18 protein-coding genes are annotated in these 26,197 nt (G+C 60.1%); 12 read left to right on the top strand and 6 right to left on the bottom strand.

The features are described 5' to 3' along the window. The first annotated feature begins 123 nt into the window (after nucleotides 1-123). The 3 genes from cydD to C1722_RS13120 all read left to right on the top strand — a co-directional run bounded on the left by cydD (nucleotide 124) and on the right by C1722_RS13120 (nucleotide 4,631). Nucleotides 124-1,845 (top strand): thiol reductant ABC exporter subunit CydD, encoded by a 1,722-nt coding sequence (gene cydD / locus C1722_RS13110; protein ID WP_102380390.1) that lies wholly within the window; start codon nucleotides 124-126, stop codon nucleotides 1,843-1,845. After that, entirely contained in the window at nucleotides 1,842-3,593 is a 1,752-nt protein-coding gene (gene cydC / locus C1722_RS13115) for a thiol reductant ABC exporter subunit CydC (RefSeq protein WP_102380391.1), read from the top strand. The genes cydD and cydC overlap by 4 nt, the downstream gene beginning before the upstream one ends. Nucleotides 3,594-3,728: 135 nt before the next feature. Beyond that, nucleotides 3,729-4,631 carry a hypothetical protein gene (locus C1722_RS13120; protein ID WP_102379825.1) on the top strand — a complete coding sequence of 301 codons (903 nt, stop codon included), beginning with the start codon at nucleotides 3,729-3,731 and terminating at the stop codon, nucleotides 4,629-4,631. A gap of 79 nt (nucleotides 4,632-4,710) precedes the next feature. Here the strand turns inward: C1722_RS13120 and C1722_RS13125 are convergent, their stop codons facing one another. The 4 genes from C1722_RS13125 to C1722_RS13140 form a co-directional block, all read right to left on the bottom strand. Then, nucleotides 4,711-6,468 (bottom strand): heavy metal translocating P-type ATPase, encoded by a 1,758-nt coding sequence (locus tag C1722_RS13125; RefSeq protein WP_102379826.1) that lies wholly within the window; start codon nucleotides 6,466-6,468, stop codon nucleotides 4,711-4,713. A 124-nt stretch (nucleotides 6,469-6,592) separates the two neighbouring features. Then, nucleotides 6,593-6,811, bottom strand: a complete 219-nt coding sequence (locus C1722_RS13130) for a cation transporter (RefSeq protein WP_102379827.1) — start codon at nucleotides 6,809-6,811, stop codon at nucleotides 6,593-6,595. Between the two features lie 75 nt (nucleotides 6,812-6,886). Continuing rightward, nucleotides 6,887-7,171 (bottom strand): ArsR/SmtB family transcription factor, encoded by a 285-nt coding sequence (locus C1722_RS13135; protein ID WP_244412610.1) that lies wholly within the window; start codon nucleotides 7,169-7,171, stop codon nucleotides 6,887-6,889. A 358-nt stretch (nucleotides 7,172-7,529) separates the two neighbouring features. Further along, a complete protein-coding gene (locus C1722_RS13140) occupies nucleotides 7,530-9,467 on the bottom strand; it encodes a heavy metal translocating P-type ATPase (protein ID WP_102379829.1) in 1,938 nt (645 codons plus the stop codon). A 239-nt stretch (nucleotides 9,468-9,706) separates the two neighbouring features. Here C1722_RS13140 and C1722_RS13145 point away from each other — a divergent pair, with 239 nt between their 5' ends. From C1722_RS13145 to C1722_RS13180, 8 genes are all read left to right on the top strand, one after another. After that, a complete protein-coding gene (locus tag C1722_RS13145) occupies nucleotides 9,707-9,982 on the top strand; it encodes a metal-sensing transcriptional repressor (RefSeq protein WP_102379830.1) in 276 nt (91 codons plus the stop codon). Nucleotides 9,983-10,133: 151 nt separating this feature from the next. Then, nucleotides 10,134-11,978, top strand: a complete 1,845-nt coding sequence (locus C1722_RS13150) for an acyltransferase family protein (protein WP_102379831.1) — start codon at nucleotides 10,134-10,136, stop codon at nucleotides 11,976-11,978. Nucleotides 11,979-12,305: 327 nt separating this feature from the next. After that, nucleotides 12,306-14,549 (top strand): molybdopterin-dependent oxidoreductase, encoded by a 2,244-nt coding sequence (locus C1722_RS13155; protein WP_102379832.1) that lies wholly within the window; start codon nucleotides 12,306-12,308, stop codon nucleotides 14,547-14,549. A gap of 2 nt (nucleotides 14,550-14,551) precedes the next feature. Next, nucleotides 14,552-14,884, top strand: coding sequence for a 4Fe-4S dicluster domain-containing protein (locus C1722_RS13160; RefSeq protein ID WP_102379833.1), 333 nt, complete (start codon nucleotides 14,552-14,554; stop codon nucleotides 14,882-14,884). Between the two features lie 66 nt (nucleotides 14,885-14,950). Continuing rightward, a complete protein-coding gene (locus C1722_RS13165) occupies nucleotides 14,951-15,340 on the top strand; it encodes a SpoVA/SpoVAEb family sporulation membrane protein (RefSeq protein ID WP_102379834.1) in 390 nt (129 codons plus the stop codon). A 10-nt stretch (nucleotides 15,341-15,350) separates the two neighbouring features. Then, nucleotides 15,351-15,689 carry a SpoVA/SpoVAEb family sporulation membrane protein gene (locus C1722_RS13170; protein ID WP_102379835.1) on the top strand — a complete coding sequence of 113 codons (339 nt, stop codon included), beginning with the start codon at nucleotides 15,351-15,353 and terminating at the stop codon, nucleotides 15,687-15,689. Nucleotides 15,690-15,732: 43 nt separating this feature from the next. Further along, the gene (locus tag C1722_RS13175) at nucleotides 15,733-15,921 is read left to right on the top strand and encodes a hypothetical protein (protein ID WP_102379836.1); all 189 of its coding nucleotides are present in this window, start codon (nucleotides 15,733-15,735) and stop codon (nucleotides 15,919-15,921) included. Between the two features lie 192 nt (nucleotides 15,922-16,113). Further along, complete coding sequence (locus C1722_RS13180; protein ID WP_102379837.1) at nucleotides 16,114-17,652, top strand: LuxR family transcriptional regulator; 1,539 nt, start codon at nucleotides 16,114-16,116, stop codon at nucleotides 17,650-17,652. Nucleotides 17,653-17,778: 126 nt separating this feature from the next. On the opposite strand, the gene rpsA is transcribed toward C1722_RS13180, so the two are convergent. Further along, complete coding sequence (gene rpsA, locus C1722_RS13185; protein WP_102379838.1) at nucleotides 17,779-18,999, bottom strand: 30S ribosomal protein S1; 1,221 nt, start codon at nucleotides 18,997-18,999, stop codon at nucleotides 17,779-17,781. A gap of 306 nt (nucleotides 19,000-19,305) precedes the next feature. Next, on the bottom strand, nucleotides 19,306-22,899 hold the full coding sequence (locus C1722_RS13190) for a cell wall-binding repeat-containing protein (RefSeq protein WP_219724316.1): 3,594 nt from the start codon (nucleotides 22,897-22,899) through the stop codon (nucleotides 19,306-19,308). 499 nt (nucleotides 22,900-23,398) lie between these two features. Between C1722_RS13190 and C1722_RS13195 the strand changes: the two genes are divergently transcribed. Beyond that, the gene (locus tag C1722_RS13195; RefSeq protein ID WP_146040688.1) at nucleotides 23,399-26,197 is read left to right on the top strand and encodes an EAL domain-containing protein; all 2,799 of its coding nucleotides are present in this window, start codon (nucleotides 23,399-23,401) and stop codon (nucleotides 26,195-26,197) included.

Raw genomic sequence — 26,197 nt, forward strand, 5'->3', positions numbered from 1 at the left:
ATCATTATTGGTTACAGCAGGATGTCAACGAGCGACAAAGGGGGCATGCGTGCTACACTCTGCTTTCGGGATGAACCAGAACACCTGCGACAGCAACCGAGGGACCATACGGTAGTGCAATCGATGTTAGACAAATCCGTCTTCGCTTTGCCGGGGATCAAACGGGTCCTCGGCGTACTGTGCGCATTCGCCGCCTGCCAAGCGCTGTGCGTCATCGGAGAAGCCTGGTCGCTCGCACGCGCCATCGCGAACCTCTGGTACGGAGGTGCCCTCGGCGACCAGCTCGCCTGGATCGCCCTCTTTTTCGCGTGCTTCATCGGCAAACAGGGCGTTGCCTACGCTCAGGACGGCTTCATGGATCGCTACGCCTACGAGCGCGCCGACGCGCTCCGATCGGAACTGCTGCACAAAGTGTTCACCTCGAAAGCGCGCCTCGTGCAGGAAAACGGCACCGGCAGTGTTACGGCAGCCGTGCTCGAAGGCGTCGACCAAGTCGAAACGTATTTTCGCCTCATCCTACCCAAGATGTGCGCGTTGCTCGTCATCCCGATCATCCTGCTCGTCGTCGCATTCCCCCTCGATTGGGTCTCGGCACTCATCATGCTCATCGCATTCCCGTTCATCATCCTCTACATGGCCATACTCGGTCGCACCGCCAAGGAGAAGGCCTCGAAGCAGCACCGCACCTTTCAGATCATGTCCAACCACTTCATCGATACGCTGCGCGGAATCGACACCCTCAAACTCTTCGGCGCGAGCAAAGGCTACGGCACGACCATCTTCGAGGTGAGCGAGCGGTTCAGAATCGCCACGATGAAGACGCTCGGCGTGGCTACGCTCTCGAGCTTCGTCCTCGACCTGTTCTCCACGCTTTCGATCGCGGCGGTTGCCTTCATGCTCGGCATGCGGCTTTTGGACGGAACGCTCGTGCTGTTCCCCGCGCTCGCCATCCTCGTGCTTGCGCCCGAATACTTCAGACCCATCAGGAACTTCGCCTCCGACTACCACGCATCCCTCGATGGGAAGAACGCCCTCTCATCCATTCGCAGCCTCATCGATTCGCCCGACGGAACACCGAGCGAAACACCGATTTCACCCTGGTCGGACGAATCGCGGCTCACGCTTGAAGGCGTCGGATTCGCATACGCCGATCAGCCGACGCTCGACCGCATTTCTTTCACGGCAAGCGGCTTGAAGAAGTACGGCATCGTCGGAGCGAGCGGAGCGGGAAAAAGCACGCTCATCAGCCTGCTCGGAGGCTTCTGTGCGCCGAACGAGGGCTCTGTTTCGATCGACGGCACCGCCCTTCCCGATCTCGGGCAGTCCGATTGGCAGAAACAGGTCATCTACATTCCCCAGGACCCCTATATTTTCCATGCCTCGCTGCGCGACAACATCGCGTTCTACCATCCGAGCGCATGCGCCGAGGATATCGTGCGCGCCGTCGAGATCGTCGGGCTCGACAGCCTCGTCGACGAACTGCCCAACGGCCTTGAAACCATCATAGGCGAGGGGGCCCGTCCGCTTTCCGGCGGCCAGGCGCAGCGGATCGCACTCGCCCGCGCCTTCCTCGACAGTTCTCGGCGGATCCTGCTCTTCGACGAGCCCACCGCCCACCTCGACATCGAAACGGAAATGGAGCTGAAAGAGAAGATGCTTCCGCTCATGGAAGGAAGGCTCGTCTTCTTCGCTACGCATCGTCTGCACTGGATGCACGACATGGACGAGGTCATCGTCATGGACCGCGGACGCATCGCAGGGCAGGGAGCGCTTGCCGATTTAAGCGCGAGCAACGAGAGCTTCGCCGCCCTTGCCGCGCTGACGGAATGGTCGGAGGTCCGATGAGCAGCTGGAAGACAACCGTCAAGGCCGATCGCTGGGTCAAGCCGTTCTTCAAGCAGTATCGTCGCGCCCTCGTGCTCGCCCTTGTACTCGGCTTGGCTACGTTCGTGTTCGCAGGCGCCCTCATGTTCACCTCCGGCTATTTGATCAGCCGTGCAGCCGAAATGCCGGGGAACATCCTCATGATCCACCTCCCCGTCATCTTCGTGCGCGTATTCGGCATCGGAAAGCCGATCTTCCAATACTTCGAGCGCCTCACAAGCCATGATTGGGTGCTCCGAATGACGTCGGGTCTGCGCTTGAAGCTCTACGAGGCGCTTGAAGGCGATGCGATAGCCTTCAAGCGATCCCGCAGAACCGGCGATATCCTCGGGCTGCTCGCCGAAGATATCGGGCATATCCAGAACCTGTACTTGCGCACGGTCTTCCCCACGATCGTGGCCTGGCTGCTCTACTTCGCCATCGTTATCGGCCTCGGGTTCTTCTCGGTCTGGTTTGCCCTCGCGATGCTGCTCGTCCTCGGCGTGGTCGTGTTTCTCGCACCCCTCGTCTCGGCGCTCGTCAACGGCGCACGCAACGCCAAGCGCAAAGCGATGAAGAACGAACTGTACAGCGAACTCACCGATAACGTGCTCGGCGTCTCCGATTGGATCTTCTCGCATCGCGGCGACGAGTACCTCGCCCGATACAAAGCAACCGAGCGCGCTATGAGGAACATCGATGCATCGACGGAACGCTTCTCTCGCAGGCGCGACCTTCTCACGAGCGCAGTGTTCGCGCTGGTCGCCGTTATGCTGCTCGTATGGTCGGCAAACATGTTCGGCGGAGCCCATGGCGGCGCTGCCAACTGGATCGCCGCATTCGTACTCGGCTTCTTCCCCCTCATAGACGCCTTCACCCCCCTGCCGGCAGCGGCAACCGAAGCCAGTTCGTATCGCGATTCGATCGAGCGGCTGGGCGAACTTCCGGCAAGCGCCCGCACCGAAGGCGATGCGGTCGAGCCCGAAGCGCCCCTCGATATAGCGATCGACGGCCTGACGTTTCGCTATCCCGGCACGAATCGCCGCGTACTCGATGACCTCACCCTTCACATCGCGCACGGCGAGCGGCTTGCGATCCTCGGGAAAAGCGGTTCGGGCAAGAGCACGCTCGCCTCGCTCATACGCGGCGATCTCGAACCGGTTGCCGGCGCCGTTACGCTCGGCGGCGTGGCGACAACCCGATTCGGCGACAGCATGGCGCGCTACATCGGCGTTATCCAGCAGCAGACCTACCTTTTCAATCGGACGCTGCGCGAGAATCTGCAGATCGGCAACCCCCGCGCAACCGATGATGAAATACGGGAGGTTCTCGGCAAGGTCGGACTCGCAGACATGGTCGCGCAGCTGCCCGAAGGCCTCGACACACTCGTCGACGAGGCGGGCATGCGCTTTTCGGGAGGCGAGCGCCATCGCGTCGCACTCGCCCGCGTCCTGCTCCAAGACGTGCCCATTATCATCCTCGATGAGCCCACCGTCGGCCTCGACCCCGCAACCGAACGCGCTTTGCTCGAAACGTTCTTCGAAACGACGCGGGACAAAACGCTCGTCATGATCACCCATCACCTCCAGGGCACCTCGATGATGGATCGCGTCGTGTTCATCGAGGACGGCAAGCTCGAACTCTCGGGTTCGCCCGCCGACCTCGAGCAAACCAGCGCCCGCTACCAACGGCTGCTCGCGTTCGACCGAGGCACCGCGATCCCGGTTTGACGATGAACCGGTCGATCCGCAGCGAGCAGCATGCGCCAAGGACAAACCGTACGCCCGCCGCTTTCGTGTTCGCCCGAGCGCATCGTATGCGGTAAGCTATACTATTCGACGCCGACACGATCCGAGAGGCAAAACATGGAAAGCCTTGCCACAGGAATATCGAACCTTCTCGCGGCACTCGATCCCGACGAGGCCAAGCTGCTTCGCATTGCCCAAAACAATACGCGATACAAGAATTCCGTCGTCAGCACGTGGTCGGACGATCCCAACGTTGCCGACTTCCTGCTCAGCCACACGAACGGCCTGTACTTCAAGGAGGATACCGCGCCACGCAAGGGCGCGGCGAAAGACAAGGGATGGTACCTCCTAGGCGTCTATATCGACGATTCGATGGCCCGCTCGGAAATCAACGCCCGCCGAGAACTGCTGAGGCTCGCAATGGCGCAAGAGGGGCTCCACGTTGACGAGATCGTAATCCACCCCGCAAGGGCGGGCATGAAGGAGCACCACCTCTTCCCCGAATCGGTTGAGCGAATCGCCCAGTTGCTCGGATGCGCGCAGGCAGACTCGCCGAGCGGAAAGCGGGCGCCGAAAACCGACGCCCGCCACGCGAGAGCCGACCAGTCCATCCTGCTCGAAACGGTTAAGCGCGCATTCTGCCGATCTTTCGAAAACCTCGACCAAGCCGGGTCGATTCTCGAAAAGATCGAGGGTGCGGCTCTGGTGGAAACGAGGTTCAGCAGGCGGGCGGAAAGCGGCACCCCATACTATCGCCTGCACCTCTACGCTTCTGATCGCGAGAAGATGCAAGCGGTAATCGATGCATACGGCGATACGGTAATTTCCTGCGCGAAGCCGCTGGGGCTCATGATTCAAGGCATTGCGGTGCATGAGAGCAACGAAACGTTGCGGGGTGCATGCGCGTTTCCGAAAACCGGCCAGCCTGTTGCACTCGAAGATCTCAATCTTCATGAGCTTCGCACGGAATCGCTGCAGATAGCCGAAGACGTCCGCCGCAAAGTGCGCACTGGCGGCTAGTTCGCATCGGCAGAACAACGGCCCCGATCCTCAAGGATCAGGGCCGCTTTAGATGCCGCGCTTCTCGTGAAGCCGCAGCTTAATCCCGTTTCACGTTCATCGCGCGCATGGCGTTCAGAATGGCGAGCACCGCCACGCCCACATCGGCGAACACGGCCAGCCACATGTTCGCGATGCCAAGCGCCGCCAAGATCAATACAAGGAACTTGATCGCCAGGGCAAACACAATGTTCTGACGCACGATGCCCATGGTTTTGCGGGCAACGTGGATGGCTTTCGCGATGTTCGAGGGGCGGTCGTCCATCAGCACGATATCGGCAGCCTCGATTGCGGCGTCGGAGCCCATCGCGCCCATCGCGATGCCGATGTCGGCGCGGGTGAGCACCGGCGCGTCGTTGATGCCGTCGCCCACGAACGCGAGCTTGCCCTTGCCGGTCGTCTCATCGAGCAGCTTCTCGACTGCAGCCACCTTATCCTGCGGCAACAGCTGTGCGCGGTACTCGTCGATGCCGAGCTCGGCAGCCACGGCTGCGGCCACCTCTTTGCGATCGCCCGTGAGCATGACGGTCCGTTTCACTCCCACCGCATGGAGCTCGGCGATGGCCTTGGCGGCATCCTCCTTGACCACATCGGCGATTACGATATGGCCAATGTATTCGCCGTCGAGCGACACATGCAGAATCGTGCCGGTCAACTCGCAATCGTGGTAGTCCACGCCGCCTTCGCACATGAGCTTGTCGTTGCCCACGAGCACGACCCGCTCGTCGATCGTAGCGCGTACGCCGTGGCCGCCCTTCTCCTCCACATCAGCGATGCGCTCGCGGTCGATCGGCCCCGAATAGGCCTCCTTGACCGACAGGGCGATCGGATGGTCGGAGTACGCTTCGGCGTGCGCCGCTACCGACAGGATGAGGTCGGGATCGACGTCGGTTTCGGGATGAACCGCGACCACGCTGAACGTACCGTCGGTGAGCGTCCCCGTCTTATCGAACACGACCGTCTCGGTATCGCCGAGCGCCTCGAGGTAGTTGCTTCCCTTCACGAGGATGCCGAGCCTCGACGCACCGCCGATGCCGCCGAAGAACGAAAGCGGCACGGAGATAACGAGCGCGCAGGGGCACGAAACCACAAGGAAGATCAGACCGCGCTGCACCCAGTCCGACCAGTTCTGGCCGAACAGCAGCGGCGGTACGACCGCAAGCAGCACGGCCACGATCACGACGGCGGGCGTGTAGTAGCGCGCGAACCGCGTGATGAAGTTCTCGGTGCGAGCCTTCTTCTCGCTCGCGTTCTCGACGAGTTCGAGGATNTGCGACGCGCCCGACACGACGGTGCCGTCGAGCGGAACGCGCTCGCCCGGCTTCACGACGATCTCGTCGCCCACGGCGACCTCGTACGGATCGACCTGCACGAGCTCGCCGTCGCGCATGACGTTGGCGTAGTCGGGCGCGATATCCATCATGTCGGCGATCGATTTGCGCGATTTGCCGACCGCATAGCTCTGGAACAGCTCGCCTACCTGATAGAACAGCATGACCGCTGCGCCCTCGGCCATATGCGGATCGGAATCGGGGAACAGCACGAGCGCGAACGCGCCGATGGTCGCCACGCTCATGAGGAAGTTCTCGTCGAACACCTGGCCGTGCCCAATGTTGCGCGCCGCTTTGAACAGCACGTCGTAGCCCGCGATCAGGTACGGAACGAGGAAGAGCGCGAACTCGACGTAGAGCCCCAGGGGGCTCCCGAACCAGCTTTCGAGCGGCAGCGGATATATGATAGCGAACAGCACGATCGCAACAACGATGCGGATGAGCGTTCGCTTCTGCTTCTTATTCATGGCTTTCCCTTCATTCGCCTATCCGGTTTCGGGCATGAGGATAGACCGCGCCCGTCGGCGAACATAACGTAATCGATGGACCGCAGGTCTCGTCTTTTATCCCTGCGGCAGTGCGGCTTACCTGCTAGCGAAGGATCACCATATCGGGCTCTACCTTCTTGCACACGCTGACGACCTCGTCGAGAATCTCGTTGAACCGACCGTCGTCGGCATCGATCACAAGCTTCTGCGTCATAAAGCTCATCGTGGCGTCATTCACGCCGTCTATCTTCTTGATGCCGTTCTCCATCTTAGCCGCGCAGTTCGCACAATCGAGGTCCTGGAGCTTGAATGTCTTACGCATGTGGTATCCCTTCGTCGCAACAGTATGAGGATCCGGGTTTCGCCTTCGCGATATGCGGGCCACCCGATTGTTCCCTTATTCGCAGATATGCGTCATGCCCTGGGCGAGCATCGTGTATACGTGATCGTCGGAAAGCGAGTAGATAACGTTTTTCCCATCGCGCTTCGCACGCACGAGCCGCGATTGTTTGAGCGTGCGCAGCTGGTGCGATACCGCACTCTGCGTAGCCCCGATCGTCTCGGCAATATCGGCTACGCACAGCTCCTTGCCCATGAGCGCGTAGAGAATCTTGATGCGCGTAGTGTCGCCGAACACCTTGAACAAGTCGGCGAGGTCGTACAGGAGCTCTTCGTCGGGCATGCACTCGGGGGCCTCTTCGCCATGGGGCTCCCCGCATCCGCATGCGGATGCTTCCTCGGCAGCCGTCGCGCGCTCGTTCTCCGTTTCCATAGCTTTACCTTTCAAACATATGAACAACTGTTCATAAGTATAAGGATAGGAAGGGAGCTGTCAAGGGGGTATGGAAATATTTCGAGATATCGGCGCTGCGGGCAACGCTATCGCCACACCACAATCGCCCGCAGAATCGCGATTGCCTACACGCAAGCCCCGCGAAAACCGCACCCGTCCGCCGGCTGGCGGACGGGTAGCCGCCGCAACACAAGCACCTGGTAGAATCCTGGCGGGATCGAGGGTCATACACGGTAGCGCTCAATCCTCAACTCGCGCTCGCAGCCGACGACTCCAGAGAAAGCGCCTGCGCCAGGAAACCCTTCCGCCGACGGCCTCGCACGCCCCACCGTAAAAGCAATGCCGAGTTCACGATGACGATCACCGAACCGGCATTGTGCACGAGAGCGCCGACAACCGGATCGAGGATGCCCGCCATGGCGAGGATGATGGCGATAAAGTTCAACGCCATGGAAAACGCCATGTTCAGCTTGATCGTCTTCATCATGCGCTTCGCCAGCGCCAGCATATGGGGCAAAGCCGCGATATCGTCATGCACGAGCGCGATATCGGCCGCATCGACCGCAATGTCGCTGCCGATGCCGCCCATGGCAACGCCAACATACGCCTTCTTGAGCGCAGGAGCATCGTTCACACCGTCCCCCACCATGCAAACCCGCTCGCCTGACCGCCCATAGGCCTCGATGGCGGCGAGCTTGTCCTCGGGCAGGCAATCGGCTCGATAGTCGGCAATTCCCACCTCGGCAGCTATACGACCTGCCGCCTGCGCGTGGTCCCCCGTCAACAGTGCCGGCTGAATTCCGGTCGCCCCGATCGAGGCGACCGTCGATCGGGCATCCTCGCGAATAGTGTCAGAAAGAGCAATGAAACCCGCGGGCGCACCGTCTACGGCAACAAGCACGATCGTGCAGCCCTGCGAGACGTAGCACTCGGCGGAGGCGAGATCGAAGCCGCTTACCTCCCGCTCGATCATCATCTCGGCATTGCCCGCAAGCACGTGGCGCCCTTCAACGTTTGCGCACACGCCACGCCCGGGAAGCATCTCGAAATCAGATGACGCCGATGCGTTTTTGCCGTAGGCGCATCGATAGCTCTCGGCAACAGCCTTGCCAAGGGGATGCTCGCTCGAAGCTTCGGCTGCCGCCGCCAGCGCATAGAGTTCGTCTTTCCCGATTTCGTTCGCGTGCGAAAGCGTTTCGATCGCCACGACCTCGGGCTTTCCGTAAGTGAGCGTGCCCGTTTTGTCGAATACGATACGACGAACCTTCGCCAACCGCTCGAGCGCATCGCCCTCGCGAACGAGAATGCCCACCTTGGTCAGATTGCCGATCGCCGCCATGATGGCGGTCGGCGTCGCAAGCACGAGCGCACAGGGGCAGAAGACGACGAGGATGGTAACGGCACGAATGATCTCCCCGGTCACGAACCATGTCAGTGCAGCGGATGCCAGTGCGATTACGACGATCCAGGTAGCCCAACGGTCGGCTAGGCGCACGATCTTCGCCTTGCCGGCATCGGCCGATTGGACGAGGCGGATCATGCGGGCCAACGAGCTGTCCTCGCCAACCTTTGTAGCGCGCATGGTAAAGGCGCCGAACTGGTTGACTGTCCCGCTCTTCACCTCGTCGCCACCGCTCTTGTCGACGGGCATCGATTCACCGGTCATCACGGATTGGTCGATCGACGTCTGCCCCTCTTCGATGATACCGTCCACCGGCACCGTCTCGCCGGGGAGCACACGCACCGTATCCCCTACGCGCACCTCTGCAGCGTCAACGGTCTGCACCGATCCGCCGACGATCACATGCGCCGTACTCGGAGTAAGGTCCACCAGCCTCTCAATGCCCGCCCGAGCCTTTGCCACTGTCAAATCCTCGAGAAGCGCACCGAGCTGCATGATGAGGGCAACTTCGCCCGCCGCAAAATACTCCCCGATGATAACCGAGGCGATCAACGCAATCGATACGAGCACGTCGGCCTTTATGTCGAACTCCGTTACCAGTCCGATGACCGCCTCGAGCACGATGGGCAAACCACAGAGCACGATGGCGACCCAAGCAGGATCAACAGGCAGCCCTGCAGGTCTGAACAAACTCAGCGCGAGCGCCGCCGCCGATACGATCAAGAACGCAATGTCGCGCTTCACACCGCCCCACTCGACGATTTTCTCAAGCATTCCCATCATGCGCTTTCGCCTCCGTACACCGTAGCATCCCATTATGTTAACCGTGGTATTATACCTATAGGGGTATTGGTATAATACAGCAAAACGTTATACTGGCAACAGGTTTTTTAACTTTTCCGTTCGGTTCCGAAAGCGGACCGCAATAGCGACTCGTATATACTGAGGACAGCGAAGCGATTCCCGAAGACGCAATCGCGCATGCGCCGGCCGCTGCCGCGCGGATGCGACGAGGAGGTTTCATGAGACAGTGCATGGATGCAGACAATCTGCATCGCCGGTTCAAAAAGATCGTCGGGCAGGTACAGGCACTCGACCGCATGGTCGACGAAGACATTCCCTGTGAAGACATGCTTGCGCAGATCAACGCCGCTAAATCGGCGCTTCACAAAGCGGGGCAGGTCGTGCTTGAGGGCCACATCAAACACTGCGTGCGTGACGGAATCGAACACGGCGATGCCGACAAGACCATCGAAAGCTTCGCGAAAGCGGTCGAGCGTTTTTCCAATATGAAGTAAACACCGCTTCAACCGTTCGCTGTCCTAGACCCAACCGCTCGATCCCTGCGCGCGTTCGCTGTGCTTATGAGGCAATGCGATGCTATAATGCATCGGTTCCTGTTGATGCAAGAACGTTTCGACAACCATTGACCCAAGGACGAACTGCAGCATGTCTGGCTCTAAATCGCGATACATTCCCGCTCTCGATGGCTTGCGCGCTTTCGCGGTTCTCGCGGTCATCGCCTACCACATGAACTTCTCGTGGGCCCAAGGCGGACTGCTTGGCGTCACCGTATTCTTCGTCCTTTCCGGCTACTTGATCACCGGCCTGCTGGTAACCGAATGGGCTCAAACGAAAACCATCGACCTCAAGAATTTCTGGCTGCGGCGCGTTCGAAGGCTCGTGCCCGCCATCGTGTTCGTCATCATAGTCGTAGCCGCCCTCTGTACCGTGTTCAACCACGAGCTGCTCACGAAGATGCGTCCCGACATACCGCCTGCGCTTCTTTTCTTCAGCAACTGGTGGTACATCTTCCACGACCTCTCGTATTTCGAAGCCCTCGGCGCGCCCTCGCCGCTCAACCACTTCTGGTCGCTCGCCATCGAGGAGCAGTTCTACCTCGTATGGCCCGTCGCCCTGCTCGCCGCATTCAAGCTAGGGGCCAAACGGCCGCTCTTGCGCCGCATAGCCGTCGTGCTCGCCGCCGCATCCGCACTCGCCATGGCCTTTCTCTACAATCCCATCGCCGATCCGAGCCGCGTGTACTACGGAACCGATACGCGCGCTTTCTCGCTGCTCATCGGAGCATGGCTCGCGTTCAAGATGCCTGCGAGCCGCATGGGCAAAGTGGGCGCCCGCCTTACCAAGCAAGGCCGCATGGCCATGGACGGCATCGGCATAGCAGCGTTTGCCGGCCTTGTGCTCATGGTGGCGTTTACCGACGGGTTCTCGCCGTTTCTGTACTGGGGCGGCCTCGTAATCGCCTCGGTGCTCACCGCCGTCGTCATTGCGGTAATCGCGAACCCCCGAAGCAGGTTCGGGTCGATCGCCTCGGCACGCCCGCTCGTTTGGATCGGCAAACGATCCTACGGCATGTATCTGTGGCATTACCCCGTGCTGCTGCTCATGAACCCCGGCAATGCCACAGGCGAGATCAACCTTCTGTACTGCCTGGTGCAGCTCGCCGCCATCTTCGCCGTTTCCGCCTTCTCGTTCAAATTCATCGAAGACCCGATCAGGAAAGGCGCCATCGGCACCTTCGTCAAAGGCGTCCGATCGGGCGAAATCAACCTGCAGGCGTTTGCGCAAAAGCACCTCGTTGCCCTCGCAAGCTGCGGAATCGTTGCCGCAATGGCCATCGGCGGCATCGCGATCGTGCCGCCCACTTCGGCAGTCGAGGGTATTGACGAGATGAAAACCAGCTCCGAGAAAAGCCGCGCCTCCCTCGTCAAGCAGCAGATGGGGCTCGACGTTTCGCTCATGCCCCTCATAGGCGATCGCCATGTAGGCGATGTGATCGAAGCGCCAAAACCCGATCCCGTCGTCAAGAAATACAACCCGGTGATGATAGGTGATTCGGTCTCGGTTCGAACCGTTCCCTACTTCGAAGAAGCCTTCCCCGACGGACTCATCGACGCACAGATCAGCCGTCAGTTCTATACGGCAAAAAGCGTATTCGACCCTTATGACGATGCGGGCGTCGTCGGAAAAACCGTCGTGTTCGCCCTGGGAACCAACGGCGTAGCTACCGATGATCAGATCGACGAGCTCGTAGCCGAGGTCGGCGAAAATCGACAGATCTACTTCATCACCGCACGCGCTCCCGAATCGTGGATCGACGCCACCAACGCAGCCCTTGCAGCGGCGGCCGATCGATATGAAAACGTACACCTCATCGACTGGTCGGCGCTGAGCGCGGGGCAGGAAAGCTACTTCGACGGAGACGGAACCCATCTGACCGAAGAGGGCGCTCGGGTCTACGTCGACATGATCAAGCAGGCACTCGAAGGCTGAGATCAAATCGGCTCCGCAAGTCGGCAAGCAGCCCGTCCGATGCCGGATCCGATGTCGGGAACGCATGCAATCGGACAGTGCGCCTTTCCCGTAAACTAATTCTACCAGGTGTTATCCACACTCACACAGCCCGTCTTACCGACGATTCACATCGCTGGTATGAGCCTGCTTTCGCCCTTTTCCCCATAATGGCGCGCCCCGTTTGATTGCGCTGCACACCTTACCCGCCCATGATGCACCCAAGCCCGCATGCGGTTCGGAAGCCCGAAACTGTATCGCCGCCCGCATGCATCGCACACGGCACGTAAGACGAGAGGATGTGGAAACATGGAAGACAAAGGCTTTGAGCTCGTAGCGCATGAGAAGCCATGGCACTACGAGGAGGACGGTCTCAAAGTTACGCGCGGAAGCGCATGGACGGGGCCCGGATGCCATATCGGCTGCGGCGTTTTACTCTATACCGACGAAAACGACAAGCTCGTCAAGGTTGAAGGCGATCCCGAGAACCCCTTCAACGAAGGGCGCCTCTGCCCGCGGTGTCTCGCCCTGCCCGAATGCACCAACCACGACGATCGCCTGAAGTACCCCATGAAGCGAGCCCGCGAAGACCGCGGCAAGAACACGTGGGAGCGCATCAGCTGGGACGAGGCCTTTGACACCATCGCAACCAAGTTCATCGATATCCGTGAAGAGTTCGGTCCCGAGCGTGTGGCGTTCTATCAGGGAACCGGCCGCGACATCGCCGCATGGATCACGCGTCTCGCCTGGTCGTACGGCAGTCCCAACTACCTGTTCGGCATGAGCGGCATGTCGTGCTACCTCCCCCGCGTAGCCGGATGCTTCGCCACCACCGGCGCATTCTGGCTCGGCGACTACTCGCAACAGTTCGCCCAGCGCTACGACGACCCGCGCTGGAAGCTTCCCGAAGTCATCATGCTCTGGGGCAACAACCCCATCGTTTCGAACTCCGACGGCCTCTACGGCCATTGGATCGTCGACTGCATGAAGATGGGCTCGAAGATCATCACCGTCGACCCGCGCCGCACCTGGCTCTCCAGCAAGGCCGAGCACTTCTGCCAGCTGCGCCCCGGCACCGATGCCGCGCTCGCCATGGGCATGCTCAACGTCATCATGAACGAGGATATCTACGACCACGATTTCGTCGATCGCTGGTGCTACGGCTTCGACGAGCTGAAAGAGCGCGTCGCCGAGTTCACGCCCGAGAAGGTCGAGGAGATCACCTGGGTGCCCGCGGAGGAGATCATCGGAGCGGCGCGCACCTTTGCGAACGCCGAGAACGCCATCATGCAGTGGGGCCTCGCCATCGACACCACCAAAGAGGCGCTGCCCGCCTGTCAGGCCATTTCGGCGCTGTTCGAGATCACCGGCAACATCGACAACCCCGGCGGCATGATCGCCCCGCCCTCCATCCTGTACTATGCGGGCGGCTGGGGCAACGAGCTGCTCGACCCCGAGATCGCCAAAAAACGCATCGGCCTCGACAAGTACGCGCTTTTGAACTTCGGGTTCCAGGTTGCATCCACCGACGAGATGATCAAGACGTTCGAGACCGGCAAGCCCTACGAGATGAAGGCTGCCTGGCTGCAGACCACGAACTTCCTTGCCTGCACCGCTCCCGACACCGAGCGCACGATGGCCGCGTGGCAGAAACTCGACTTCATCGTCGTCACCGACCTGTTCATGACGCCGACTGCCATGGCGCTGGCCGATATCGTGCTTCCCGCCTGCACCTATCCTGAGCGCGACGGCCTGCGCGTAGGCGACGGCGTCCAGCGCGGCGAGGTCATCAACAAGGTGACCCAAATCGGCGAATGCAAATCGGACATGGAGATCAACCTCGAGCTCGGCAAGCGCCTGAACCCCGACGCGTGGCCGTGGGCCGACGTCGACGAGATGTTCTCCTTCATCCTGGAAGACGCAGGCGTCGGCATGAACTTCCACGAGCTGCAGGAAAACGCGCCCGCCTACATCCCCTTCGAATACCGCAAGTACGAAAAGGGCCTGCTTCGCGCCGACGGACAGCCCGGCTTCGACACGCCGTCCGGCCGCATCGAGCTGTGGAGCAACTTCTACAACAACGCTAGCCTCGACCCGCTGCCCTACTTCGAAGAGCCGACGCCCGGACCCACCGCCACGCCCGAGCTGCTCGAGGAGTATCCGCTCGTGCTCACAACCGGCGCCCGTAACTTCACCCTGTTCCATTCGGAAAACCGCCAGGTTCCCCATCTGCGCGCCGTCCACCCCGACCCCATCGTGCAGATGAACCCGGCAACCGCCGTTCGCTTCGGTCTCGAGGACAAGGATTGGGTCTGGGTCGAGAACGCGCGCGGACGGTGCAAGCGCCGCCTCGAAGTCACGCCCATCGTCAACGAGATGACCGTCTCGACCGACCACGGCTGGTGGTACCCGGAGGCCGATCCCGAGAACCTCTTCGATGTACGGGACCTGAATGTGAACAACCTGTTCCAGTACATCCCCGGCAAAGCCGGATTCGGCTGCAACTACAAAACGCTTCTGTGCAAGGTTTACAAGATCGAGGAAGGGGAATAGCCATGACCCGCTTTGGAATACTGGTTGATTACGAATGGTGCTCCGGATGCCACACCTGCGAGGTCGCCTGCCAGATGGAGCACGGGCTGCCGACCGACCGTTTCGGGGCGAAGCTGTTCGAGCTCGGCCCGTGGCAGATCGAGGGGAAGAACTGGCAGCATGCGAACGTTCCCTTGTTCAGCAAGGAGTGCGACCTGTGCCGCGAGCGAACCGAAAAGGGAAAGCTTCCTGCGTGCGTCGCGCATTGTCAGGCAAAATGCCTCACCTACGGCCCCGTCGCCGAGCTTGCAAGCGAGCTTGAGAAGAAGCCGCAGCAATTGCTCATCGTACCGTAAGGACTCGTATCGCTGCGGTGTCCAAGTCCCCTTGGTCACCGCAGCCCACTCGATTGGGGGAAGCAGATGGACTCGGTTAAAGCACTGGTGGGTTCGTTTATCGTTGGGGGAATACTTGCAATGGTCGGCCAGGCGTTCATGAGCATCGCGGTAGCCGTTTTGGGACCCGATTCGTTTTTTCTTGCGGCAACTACGCTCGTGGGTGTCGGCCTCGTCGGCGCGGTTCTGTTCGTGTTCGGCGTGTACCAGAAAATCGAGCAGGTAGGCGGCTTCGGTGCAGCGCTTCCGTTCTCGGGACTCGCCGCCGCTGTTGCCGGAACCGTCGTGCGGGCTAAAGAGGACGGGGCGGCCATGGGAGCCTCGATGCTCGCCGGCGTAAAGCTTGCAGCATGGGTTCTCGGAACAGGCTCGCTCATCGTCGTCATCGTCGGCGTCGTCGCGTTTCTGATCGGATAGGTGACCGTACATGGAATTTCTCAACGCGTTTCTTATCGGCGGGGCAACCTGCCTCGTATTCCAAGCCATCATGATGGTGACCAAGCTCGAACCGCCCAAGCTTCTCATCTTCGGCTTGGGCCTTGGCGGTCTGCTCTCAGCGCTCGGCATCATGGGGTCGCTCCTCTCGTTCAACACTGCCGGGATGCTCATCATGGCCGTCGGCGCGGGGGATGCGGTGTTCGGCGCAACCACCTTGGCGCTCATGGGCGACTGGAGCATGGTCGCGCTCGTGCTCGGCATATTCGCCGCCCTCATCCTGCTCGGCGTAGCCGCCGGATGGGTGTACTGCAAGAAGAACAAGGTGTGAACGCGGCCTCGAGCCCGTTTCGCACGAATGAAGGAGGTGCCGGATGTGCGGATACGCGTGCATGAACTGCGGGCGATGCGGCAAGAAGCCTGCCCGCCCGAAACCGGCACTCGAAGAGGTGCCGGGGTATTGCAATGCATGCGGGCACATGAACGGCCCGACCGCCAAGCGATGCAAGGCATGCGGCAGCCGCCTCGGATCGGCCGATTCGCTGAAGCAGCCAGCGGAATAAGGCGCGCATCCGCACGATGGCGCACACAACGCCCACCCGCAAAGGGGTTCGAATCGCTCGAACCCTTTTGCCCTTGCTCGCAGGGTGCCGACGATCGAAGGTTTCGGTATGGGGTTGCGTTCGGCCGATCGCCCAAAGCCATTCGGTAGTATCATGTGATCGGTTTGCATTTTACGTACATCAGGGGGTCGCGTGGCGGAATACGACAGCAACCGAAGCGAAGCGCAAAGTCGCCGGAACAGCGCACAGGGCAGCGAGGATCAGTCGGGTGCGATTCCCGACGCAGCAAGTAGCACCCTTTCGTACTTCACCCCGAAATTCCTCGCAGGCTTTCTTGCAGTAGCCCTGTATTGGGCCTGGATATTCTCGACGTACTTCACCGATATCCTCATGGTGTCCCTTGAGGGAACCGAAGCACCTGATCTGCTGCTCAAAGGAGCAGGGCTCGCAGGATCGGCCCTCTTTCTGTTCGTCGCATACCGAACCCACAGTTGGTTTTCGCAAGGGACCAGGAGCATCGCCCCAAAACTGCTTCCCCTTACCTGCGGGCTTGCGGCCTGCATTCCCCCGATCGTCAGCAGCGTTTCAGCTTTCGGCCCCTGGCCTCTGCCGACAGCCGTCCTCTGGCTGATCATGGGATGCGGAACCGCCGCCGCGCTCGTACAACTCGGCACGCTCATCACCCGCATCGACGGCGACAAGCTGCCCTACGCCGTAGCAACGGGCACGATTCTCGCTGGAATTATCTACCTCGCCGTTGCGAACATGCAAGGCGTTGCAGCCGTTATCGCCATCGCAACGCTCGCGTGCAGCACCGGAGCGCTTCTCTGGGGAGCGCCGCGCCTCTGCACCTCGCAGGATAGCGAAATCGTCAAAACGCGTACCACCGGCGCATCGCGGGCGTTCAAGCAGCTTTCGCTTGAGCTTTTTTTCTTTTCGGTCGTATTCGGTCTCGCCCTCTGCATCGGCGTATCGTTCTCGCTTCACAACCAAGGTCAGGGTTTTGTTTGGATAGCGCTCGGACTCCCCGGCGTCTTTCTGCTGCTGTACTGCACGGTTCTTAACCGGCATATCGGCACCGCCACCGTATCGCGCGTGCTCCTCTCCTGCATCGCCGCCATCCTGTTGCCCCTCCCGTTTCTCGATACGTTCTGGAGGATCGTCTGCTGTTCGCTTCTTATCTTTGGCTTTACCTGCTACGACATGCTGAGCTTTAGCGTCCTCGCAAGCATCATCCGCGCCGAATCGCTGCGTCCCGCCAAATACTTCGCGCTGGGTAGGTTCGCCAACGCCATCGGCGTGGTGATCGGCTGGATCGTAGGGTCGATCGTGCTTCTCGCAAGCGACTTCGGCGATGCGGTCTTCACGACGGCATGCCTCAGCTGCGTGTTTCTGCTCGTCGTCATCCTCACGTTCGTCCGCTGGCCCGACTACACGGCAAGCAGGATCGAGGATGATCGCAAGAACTACTGGAAGCAGAGCATTCTGGAAATCGCCGAAAAGGCCGACCTCTCACCGCGGGAAACCGAGGTGCTCGAGCTCCTCTCGCGGGGCAGGGACACCGAGTACATCCACGATGTCCTGTTCATCTCCTCGCATACCGTAAAAACCCACTGCTATCACCTCTACAAAAAGCTCGACGTGCACTCGCAGCAGGAGATCATCACGCTCGTGGAGGCGAAGGCGAACGAGAAGCGTCTGCTCGACAAGAAGGAACCGCTCAACGGCTAGCAGGCATCGGAGCTTTCGCGGGATCCTCCGAGCCCAAATGGCTCTCTGCGCGGTCAATCAGCATCCTCCGTACAAAAAAGAAGGCGCCCTCTCGGACGCCTTCTTGAACGCGCTATCGAACCTGCGTTATTCGGCGGCGGGCTCTTCGGCAGCCTCGACCTTGGGGGCCTCTTCAACCTTCTCAGCCTTCTTCTTGGCCGGCTTCTCCTCGACGACGACGCTCTCGTCGACTTCGATCTCGAAACCGAGCTCCTCAGCAGCGGCCTTCATGGACAGGGAGATGCGACGACGCTCGGGGTTGATCTCCATGACCTTAACCTTCACCTCGTCGCCGGCATGCACGACCTGTGCAGGCGAATCGATGTGCTTGAGCGACATCTCGGAGATGTGCACCAAGCCCTCGACGTTCTCGCCCAGCTCGACGAACGCGCCGAACGGAACGATCTTGGTCACGCGGCCATCGACGATGGTTCCCAGCGGGTATGCCTCGACGAGTTTGATCCACGGATCCTCGGTGGTCTGCTTGAGACCGAGGGAGATGCGCTCGCGCTGCAGATCGACGTCGAGAACCTCGACCTCCACCTCGTCGCCGACTTTGACGACCTCGGAGGGGTGGTTGACATGGTTCCAGGAAAGCTCAGAGATATGCACCAGACCGTCGATGCCGCCAAGGTCGACGAATGCGCCGAAGTCGACGATCGAGGAGACGGTGCCCTTGAGGCGCATGCCCTTGGAAAGCTTCTCGAGAATCTCGGCACGCTCGTTCTTGCGGCCCTCTTCGAGGAGCACGCGGCGGGACAGCACGACGTTGTTGCGGTTGCGATCCATCTCGATGACTCGGGCTTCGATCTCGGTGCCCAGGTACATGTCGAGATCCTTCACGCGACGAAGGTCGACCAAGGAAGCAGGCAGGAAGCCGCGCAGACCGATGTCGAGGATGAGGCCGCCCTTGACGACTTCGATAACCTCGCCGGTAACCACTTCGCCGGCCTTGAACTTGTCTTCAACCTGAATCCATGCACGCTCGTACTCGGCACGCTTCTTCGAGAGGATGAGACGGCCGTCCTTGTCTTCCTTCTGCAGAACGAGAGCTTCGATTTCGTCGCCCAGGTTCACGATGTCAGCAGGATCGGCATCCTTGCGGATGGACAGCTCGCGGGAGGGAATGACGCCCTCGCTCTTGAAGCCGATGTCGACGAGCACCTCGTCATGCTCGATCTTAACGACCGTACCACCGACCAGATCGCCCTCGTCGAACTCGGTCAGCGTGCCGTCGATCATCTGGTTCATCTGCTCATCGGAGATGTCGTCGAACTCGATAACGGACGTGTTCTTGATTTCGGTCAAAACGGACCCCTTTCAAAACAAAAATCGGGGACCCTTCGTCATGATTGCTTGCTACATTCACCATGTTCGCTTATGCAATGAAGCCTGGTTTATCACCGTGCTACAAACATGTCTCGGGGGCCTACAGTTTTCACGCTTATACCGCATCTGCGATACAAGCTGAATTAGTATAGCATAGGCGCTTTCACTCGGAGCTCAGATTCGCTTGCTCAATGCGGTATTTCACAAATCGCACGAAGGGGATGCAAAAACGCACTCGCTTCCGCTGCATCGCGACCGCCCGCTCGCCATCGACGCCGCGCAGCGTTAATATCCCATCGTCTTCTTGATCTTGGTTCTCAGACCAGCAGAAAGCGTATTCGTCGAACCGAGCCAGTACAATCCCTTTGCCTGCCCGGCGGGAATGACTCGAATAGCCGAGTAGTCGTCCGCATCGACGAGCAGGATGGGAAACCGCTTGCTACCGCATAGCGGGCCGCCTGAGAGCGCATCGGGGAAGTTCTGCCCCGTCGCGAATGAAATCCGCTCGGCACTGAATCCCGCACTCGAGACAAGCCAGCTGGCGATGGCCGCCGATGTGCCGTAGCGGGTTTTGGGATAGGAGTTGCCCACCCCGCCCGCAAGCCGCACCACCCGCGCAGAAGTCGACTTCAACGAAGCTTCAACCTTCGCCGAAACGGAGTTCGTATCGCCGACGATAAGCACCTGCTTATAGCCTGAAAGCTCTTTCAGGAGAGCCTTATCGAGCGAAGATCCGGGACTCGCAATGAAAAGCGGTGCACCCGTCGCCGCACAGTACGGCGAGACGGACAACGCATCGGGAAAGCTGTCCGATCGCGCGACAACAGCGGTGTCGCTTGCAGCTCCCGCCTTCTTAGCCGCCTCCCGCAGCAGCCTTGCCGTATCGAAGCGGTCGACGCCGCCGATCCTCTGCACGGACGGAACGATCGCGCGGATGTCCGACTCCACCTTTCTCGACAGGGAGTTTTTGTCGCCGATCAAGATGATCTCGCCCAATGTCCCCTTCGTCGCACGCAGGTACGCGCGCAGGTCGGGGTCCAGGGCGTCCGACGGGTTCAGCAGAATGGGGTACCCCTTCGCTCCCGCCAGCGTCGAAGCGGCAAGCGCGTCGGGAAAATTGTTCGACTTGGCGACGATGACGCCTTTCGGTCCCCCGGGATACGTCTCCCGCGCCACCGCGATGGCTGTACCGATGCGCGTCGAGCCGGAAAGCTCCTTTTCGGCTTTCTGCACGGGCTGTTCCGTCTCGCCAGGATTATCGGGGATCGTCGGCGGGTCGACAGGCGGGTCGGTCGGAGGATCGACCGGCGGTTTCGGGGCAGACAGAGCGTCATGCGAGCGCACGGCGATTGTCTTGCCGTTACCGTCGGCAACGGCACAGTACAACGTGCCTTCGACGAGAGCGACGGAAAGACCCGAGCCGCTTCGATACACCATGTCACCGAGCTGGATAAACTCGCTAACGTCATCCACTGGTGCGGCATACGCTGCCACCGACCCCTCGCTGTTCACGCCGCAAAGGTACAGATGGGCATCGTCGGCCGCAAGGCAGCCGGAAAGGGAGAGAGCCGAGGCTACCTCATTTGAAACGACCCAGTCAGATAAGACGGATCCATCGTCGGCGAGAGACGAAAGACGCGCGGTGCCGCTGCCGGATTCGAATGTATACAGATAGACGGTGTCGCCAACCGAAACGGCGCTGATAGATGCCGCCGCACCCGCACCAACCGTTGCCGTTTTCGTCCACGAGCTCCCCGCCAAACGGTATATGCCCGTTTCCCATGGCATCGCGTCGATGTCGCCCGCAACCACTGCAGGGCTTCCGTTCAAATCGAATACCGTGGAGTTTGCCGCCATTCCGAGGGGGATATTCCCACCTTGCTGGACCAGATTCGCCCCATCGAGTCGGTACAGCCTGGTGTTGCTGCCGCCGTCGTCGGCAAGAACGTACAGACCGCCGCCCGATACGGCGAGGCCGGGAAACGATGCTCCCGTCGGGGTCCCGGGAGTGCTGGCAACATCGACCCAAGAGGAGGCGCCGTCGAAGCGCATCAACCTCACGGTTCGCGCGTTCGCATCCGCGCCGGCCAGGTAGAGAGCCCCGTTGAACCATGCCAGTTGCGCGTTCGAGATCCCCGTTATCTCGGCACCGCAAGCGCCCCACGAACGAGCGCTGCCATCGTACTTCCATACACGGCCGAGATGCTGCGTCCGATCTCCCCCCAGCATCTGGCTCTTGGCTAGCACATACACGTTTGCGCCGTCGGTTGCCGTGGCGACAGCAGGCACCCCCATCGTGCCGAACGGCACATTGCCCGACGGGTCCGCAACCTCCTGCCAAAAATCGGTCCCCGACCAATCGGCATGGCTCACTTCGATCGTAATGGATCCATCGGTCTGCTCGACGGGCTTTATATGCAGCCCGGAGTTTCGCCCATCCGAATAGCAAATCGCACCATCGGTCAGACCCTTCGTCACATCGGTGAAGCCGATTTCGGTGCGATTGCCCCCCTCGCAACGATCGGGCGTGCTGACCTGAGCGTGTACGATATCGCCTGCTCCGTTCGCCCGCCCGTTCGTCATGCCCGTTTCGCCTTCGCGGAACACGTATACGTAGTCGCCTTGTGCGGTAACGTTACCCTCTTCTACGTATTTTTCGTTCACCCGATATACGATGAAGCCCGAGCCGCCGATTTTGGTGTCGTAGTTCGAAACGCCGCTCGTTTTCTGGCGGTATTCGACCACAAAGTATTCGGAAGACGACAGCGGCGTCTTGATCTTGACGGCCTGGCGCTTGCCGGCAGCCCGCCCCTCTTCGGAGCCGACATCCGCAGGAGCATACAGCGTGTAGGTTCCCTCAGGGGCTTCTTCGGCAATGCTGCACCACCCCGCAGTCTGCCGCGTAAGGGCAAGAGGCCACGAGAACGCTCCCGAATTGGCCATAACATCCCAAACGCCCACAGGAACGCCCAAATCCGCATCGCCATCGCCGAGGCGGTAGTAGTCTCGAACATCGAGCGTATGCAGATACTCGTGCGCAGCCGTGCCCTCGAAGAAAATCGTGCTGACCTCGCCAGTGGTCGGATCGATGTAAGCTTCGATAACGTTGTAGGATCCGATCTTCTTGGGCGATACGGACCCGATCGACGGCTGTCCGTAGCTGACCGCCTCGTGGCTGGTAAACGTGCCCCCTCGCCCCACCACGGGAACGATAAGCAGGTTATCGACGTAGCCATCGGCATTGGCATCGAGCGCCGATGCATCGTAGTCGGCATACGCATCGTTGAACTTCGCCAATGCTTCGGCAATCATCTCCTCGTCGTTATCGACGTAGTGGGACGCCTCGTAATCGAGGGAAAGGCAGCTCACCGTTCCGTCGGACTCGTTGGTCTGAGGGAAAAAGCTCTGCACATCGTGCTGGCCGTCGGACATCAGGCGAATATAGCTCCTGAACGACCGCTGAACCGGCGTTCCGGAAACGGAATCGAGAGACGCGCAGAACTTTTCCCAATACGTTCGGAATCCCCCGTAGGGGTACGCGGCGTTAAACCCGGTATGGGAGAAATCGGAATCCCCCCATGCGTCGTCTTTGAATTTCACGAGCAGAACCAAGCTCGAGCGCACTGTCGCATCCGCGCGAACCGTCGGCATCGGATACGATGCTAAGAGGTCGGCATCTCCCCCCGAATCGGCCGCTCTCCCATTTCCCTCGTCCGAGGCGGCCTCAATCCGAGCATCCGAACCAGGCTGAGTGGAATCCGCATAAGCCAACGACCGGGGCGTAAAGGAGAGCGCCAACAGCGCAGCCAATCCCACCGAAAGGGCTCGACGTGCAAAGCGAGGCATCTCATGAAGCAAGGGTGCGGCCTTTTCGTTCATTTGTCGTCCATTCATATATTATCGATACGCTTGCAATTATACTCCCTTTTCCCGGAACGCCACGCTCAGGAGAACCGCACGATCGCGCCCGTGCCGCAATGCAGACAAACCCTCAACGAGGTATCACCCGCCCATAAAGCGCCTATCGAGCGGCCCCGTGGCCCCTCAATACGACAGGACGGCCACCTTTGCGCGCAAACCAGAATTGCCAATCGTCGTTCTATGATCATTTCACTTGTATTATCATAGACGTAGCAGCAACCCGCTGCACGTCGGTCGACCGAGCGGCAGACGTTCGATGAAATAAAGCGAGACGATCACCATCCGAGCATCGGTATTTATCGCGCAAAGCGTACGCCACCTCCTCGCGGCAGGTTTTGTGGCCGTTTGCCTGATCGCCTGCATAGGAAAGCCCCTCCCGGAAGCATTTGCGGAAAGCACTGACGATCCGGCGTCGAAAAAAGCCGTCTCAGTCGCCTATTACGAAGATGGCGATTACATGCATCGCAACGACGACGGATCGTATGCGGGGTACAACATCGACTACCTCAACGAAATCGCACGGTATGCTGACTGGTCGTACGAGTTCGTCGATTTCGAAACCTGGGAAGAAGCGTACGACGCCATCGCGGCGGGCGAGGTGGACATCCTGCCGTCGGTTTACCACTCCGATGCGCGCGACGCAGACATGCTCTTCTCGAAAACGCCCGTATGCAGCATCTACACGGCAATCAACGTCCGCATCGACGACGATCGGTTCGCCTACGACGACTTTTCCGCATTCCAAAATATGAGGGTCGGGGTCATCGAGGGGGGTCTCGACGCACGTGCGTTCGAAAGCTATTGCGAGAAAAACGGGGTCTCGGTCGAAATCGTGCCCTTCGGCGAAACGCCCCTTCTCACTGATGCCCTCGATCAAGGCGAGCTCGACGCGATCGCCATAACCTACCTCGGCGTCAACACGCAGTACAAAACCGTTGCGCAATTTTCGCCCGAACCGCTCTACATTGCCATCGCGAAAAGCAGAGACGACCTGAAAACCGCTATCGACGATGCGACCGACCGCCTGCTGATTCGCAATCCCGATTACTTCACCGAGCTCTACGAAACGTACTTCAGCATCAACACGAGGCAGGATCCCGTATTCACGCGCGACGAGTACGCATACATCGAGAACGCGCCCACGCTGACGGTGGCTTACGACTCTTTCAGAACCCCGCTTTCCTACACCGATCCGACTACGGGAGAATACGCCGGCGTCACCGCGATGCTCTTCGAAGACATCGAGCGCATTACCGGGCTGCAGTTCACCTACGTGCCCGTCGACGATCACGACGAGGCGCTCGCGATGGTAGAAGCAGGAGAAGCCGACATCGTCTACGCCGTCGACCAATCGGTCGAACTCTCTTCGTCGAGCTCGATGCGCACCACCGGCCCCTACCTCAAAGACCCTATGGCGAAGATAGTCGGAAGCAATCCGACCGGGACGCGCATTGCGCTGCCCAAGGGGTTCTCGCTTGCCGCCGAAATCGCCGAGGATTCGCAGGACCACGAGTCCACCTACTACGAAACGCCGAAACAGTGCTTCGATGCGATCCTCGACGGAAAGGCCGATATGGCGTACGCCGACATCCATGTTGCCGACTACCTGCTTACCGAGCCCCAGTACGATTCGCTCAGCCTGCTCGCCCTGACCGATTACACCAACAACATGGCCATCGGCGTATCCGCTTCAGCCGATCCCCTGCTCGTCAGCATTCTCGATCGGTGCGTCCAGTTCACCTCCGATTCAACGATGACGCGATGGGTTACCGAAACGGCTTTGATCTCACACCCCACCAGCCCCGCCGACATCATCAGGCAGTACCCGCTGCAGATCATCGGCGGGATCGCGTTGCTGTTCATCTCGGGAACGGGCATTTTCGTATACATTTACCGCAGCAAGACGAGCAATGCGCAGAGAATCACCCGCCTTGTCTACACCGATCCCCTCACCGGCGGCTGGAACCTCAACCGATTCCAGATAGAAGCGTCTCGGGTTCTCGAGGAGGACGGCGGGCACGCCCACGCGATGCTCTTCTTCGACATCAGCCGTTTCAAGAACTTCAACGCAGCCTTCGGATACGCCGAAGGCGATCGGTTCCTTGTCGCCATGGGAAACCTGCTCGATCAGTTCGTCGACGAAAACGAGTTTGTCGCTCGCGTGAGCGCCGATCAATTCGTTGCGCTTCTCCGCTGGACGGGCAAGGAAAATTTCGAGCGGAGATTCGAGCGGCTCGACAAGGAGCTTAACGGCCTCGGCATCCTTGAAAAGCACCGATACCGCGTCCTCGTATTCGGCGGCATCACGGTGCTCGAAGCGGGAGGCGAAACGCGAAAAGACCCCGTTTCCGAACTCATCGACTGCGCGAGATACGCACGCGAGAGCATCGGCGAGGCCTCTCGCAGCACGGTCGCTCTTTATACTTCCGATATGAAGGAACGGGATATCGAGCAGCGAACGCTGCAGGGCGAGGCGGTCGCTGCTTTGGCAAACGGCGAGTTCGTCGCCTACTATCAGCCCAAAGTCGCCATCGGGACGGGAGAGATCGTCAGCCTCGAGGCGCTGGTGCGCTGGGTCGTGCCCGACCGCGGCATCCGCAATCCAGTCGAGTTCATCGACTTGTTCGAACGCAACGGGTTCGTAGTCGAGGTCGATCTCTGCGTGTTCAGGCAAGCCTGCGCATACATCAAAGAGCGCATCGACGCCGGCCTCCCGATCGTGCCGATCGCCTGCAACTTCTCGAGGCTTCACCTGCTCGACGATCGGTTCCCCTCGACGCTCAAGCGTATCGTCGGCGAATACGACGTGCCCATCGATCTGCTCGAACTCGAACTGACTGAGAGCATCGTCATGGAGGATCTCGCCCGCGCCGAATCCATGTGCCGTGCGCTGAAGGATCTCGGATTCCGTATCACCATCGACGATTTCGGAAGCGGGTACTCTTCGCTCGGAGCGTTGCAGCATCTCCCCATCGACGTGCTCAAGATAGACCGCAGCCTCCTGGTGAACAGCGAAAGCGGCCAACGAAGCAAGATCATCTTCGAGGGCATCATCGAAATGTCGAACCGCCTCGATGTGAGCGTAATCGTCGAAGGCGTGGAAACCATCCGGCAGGAAACCATGCTGAGATCCTACGGCTCGCACCTGGTTATACAGGGATACCTGTATTCGAGGCCGGTTACCCGCGCAGCCTCCGAAGCGCAACTCGATGCCGGCGCGCTGCTTCCCGTCGAAGAAGAGCCGAAGACGGTCTAG

The organism is Raoultibacter timonensis (genome assembly GCF_900240215.1).
GTDB classification, from domain to species: Bacteria; Actinomycetota; Coriobacteriia; order Coriobacteriales; family Eggerthellaceae; genus Raoultibacter; species Raoultibacter timonensis.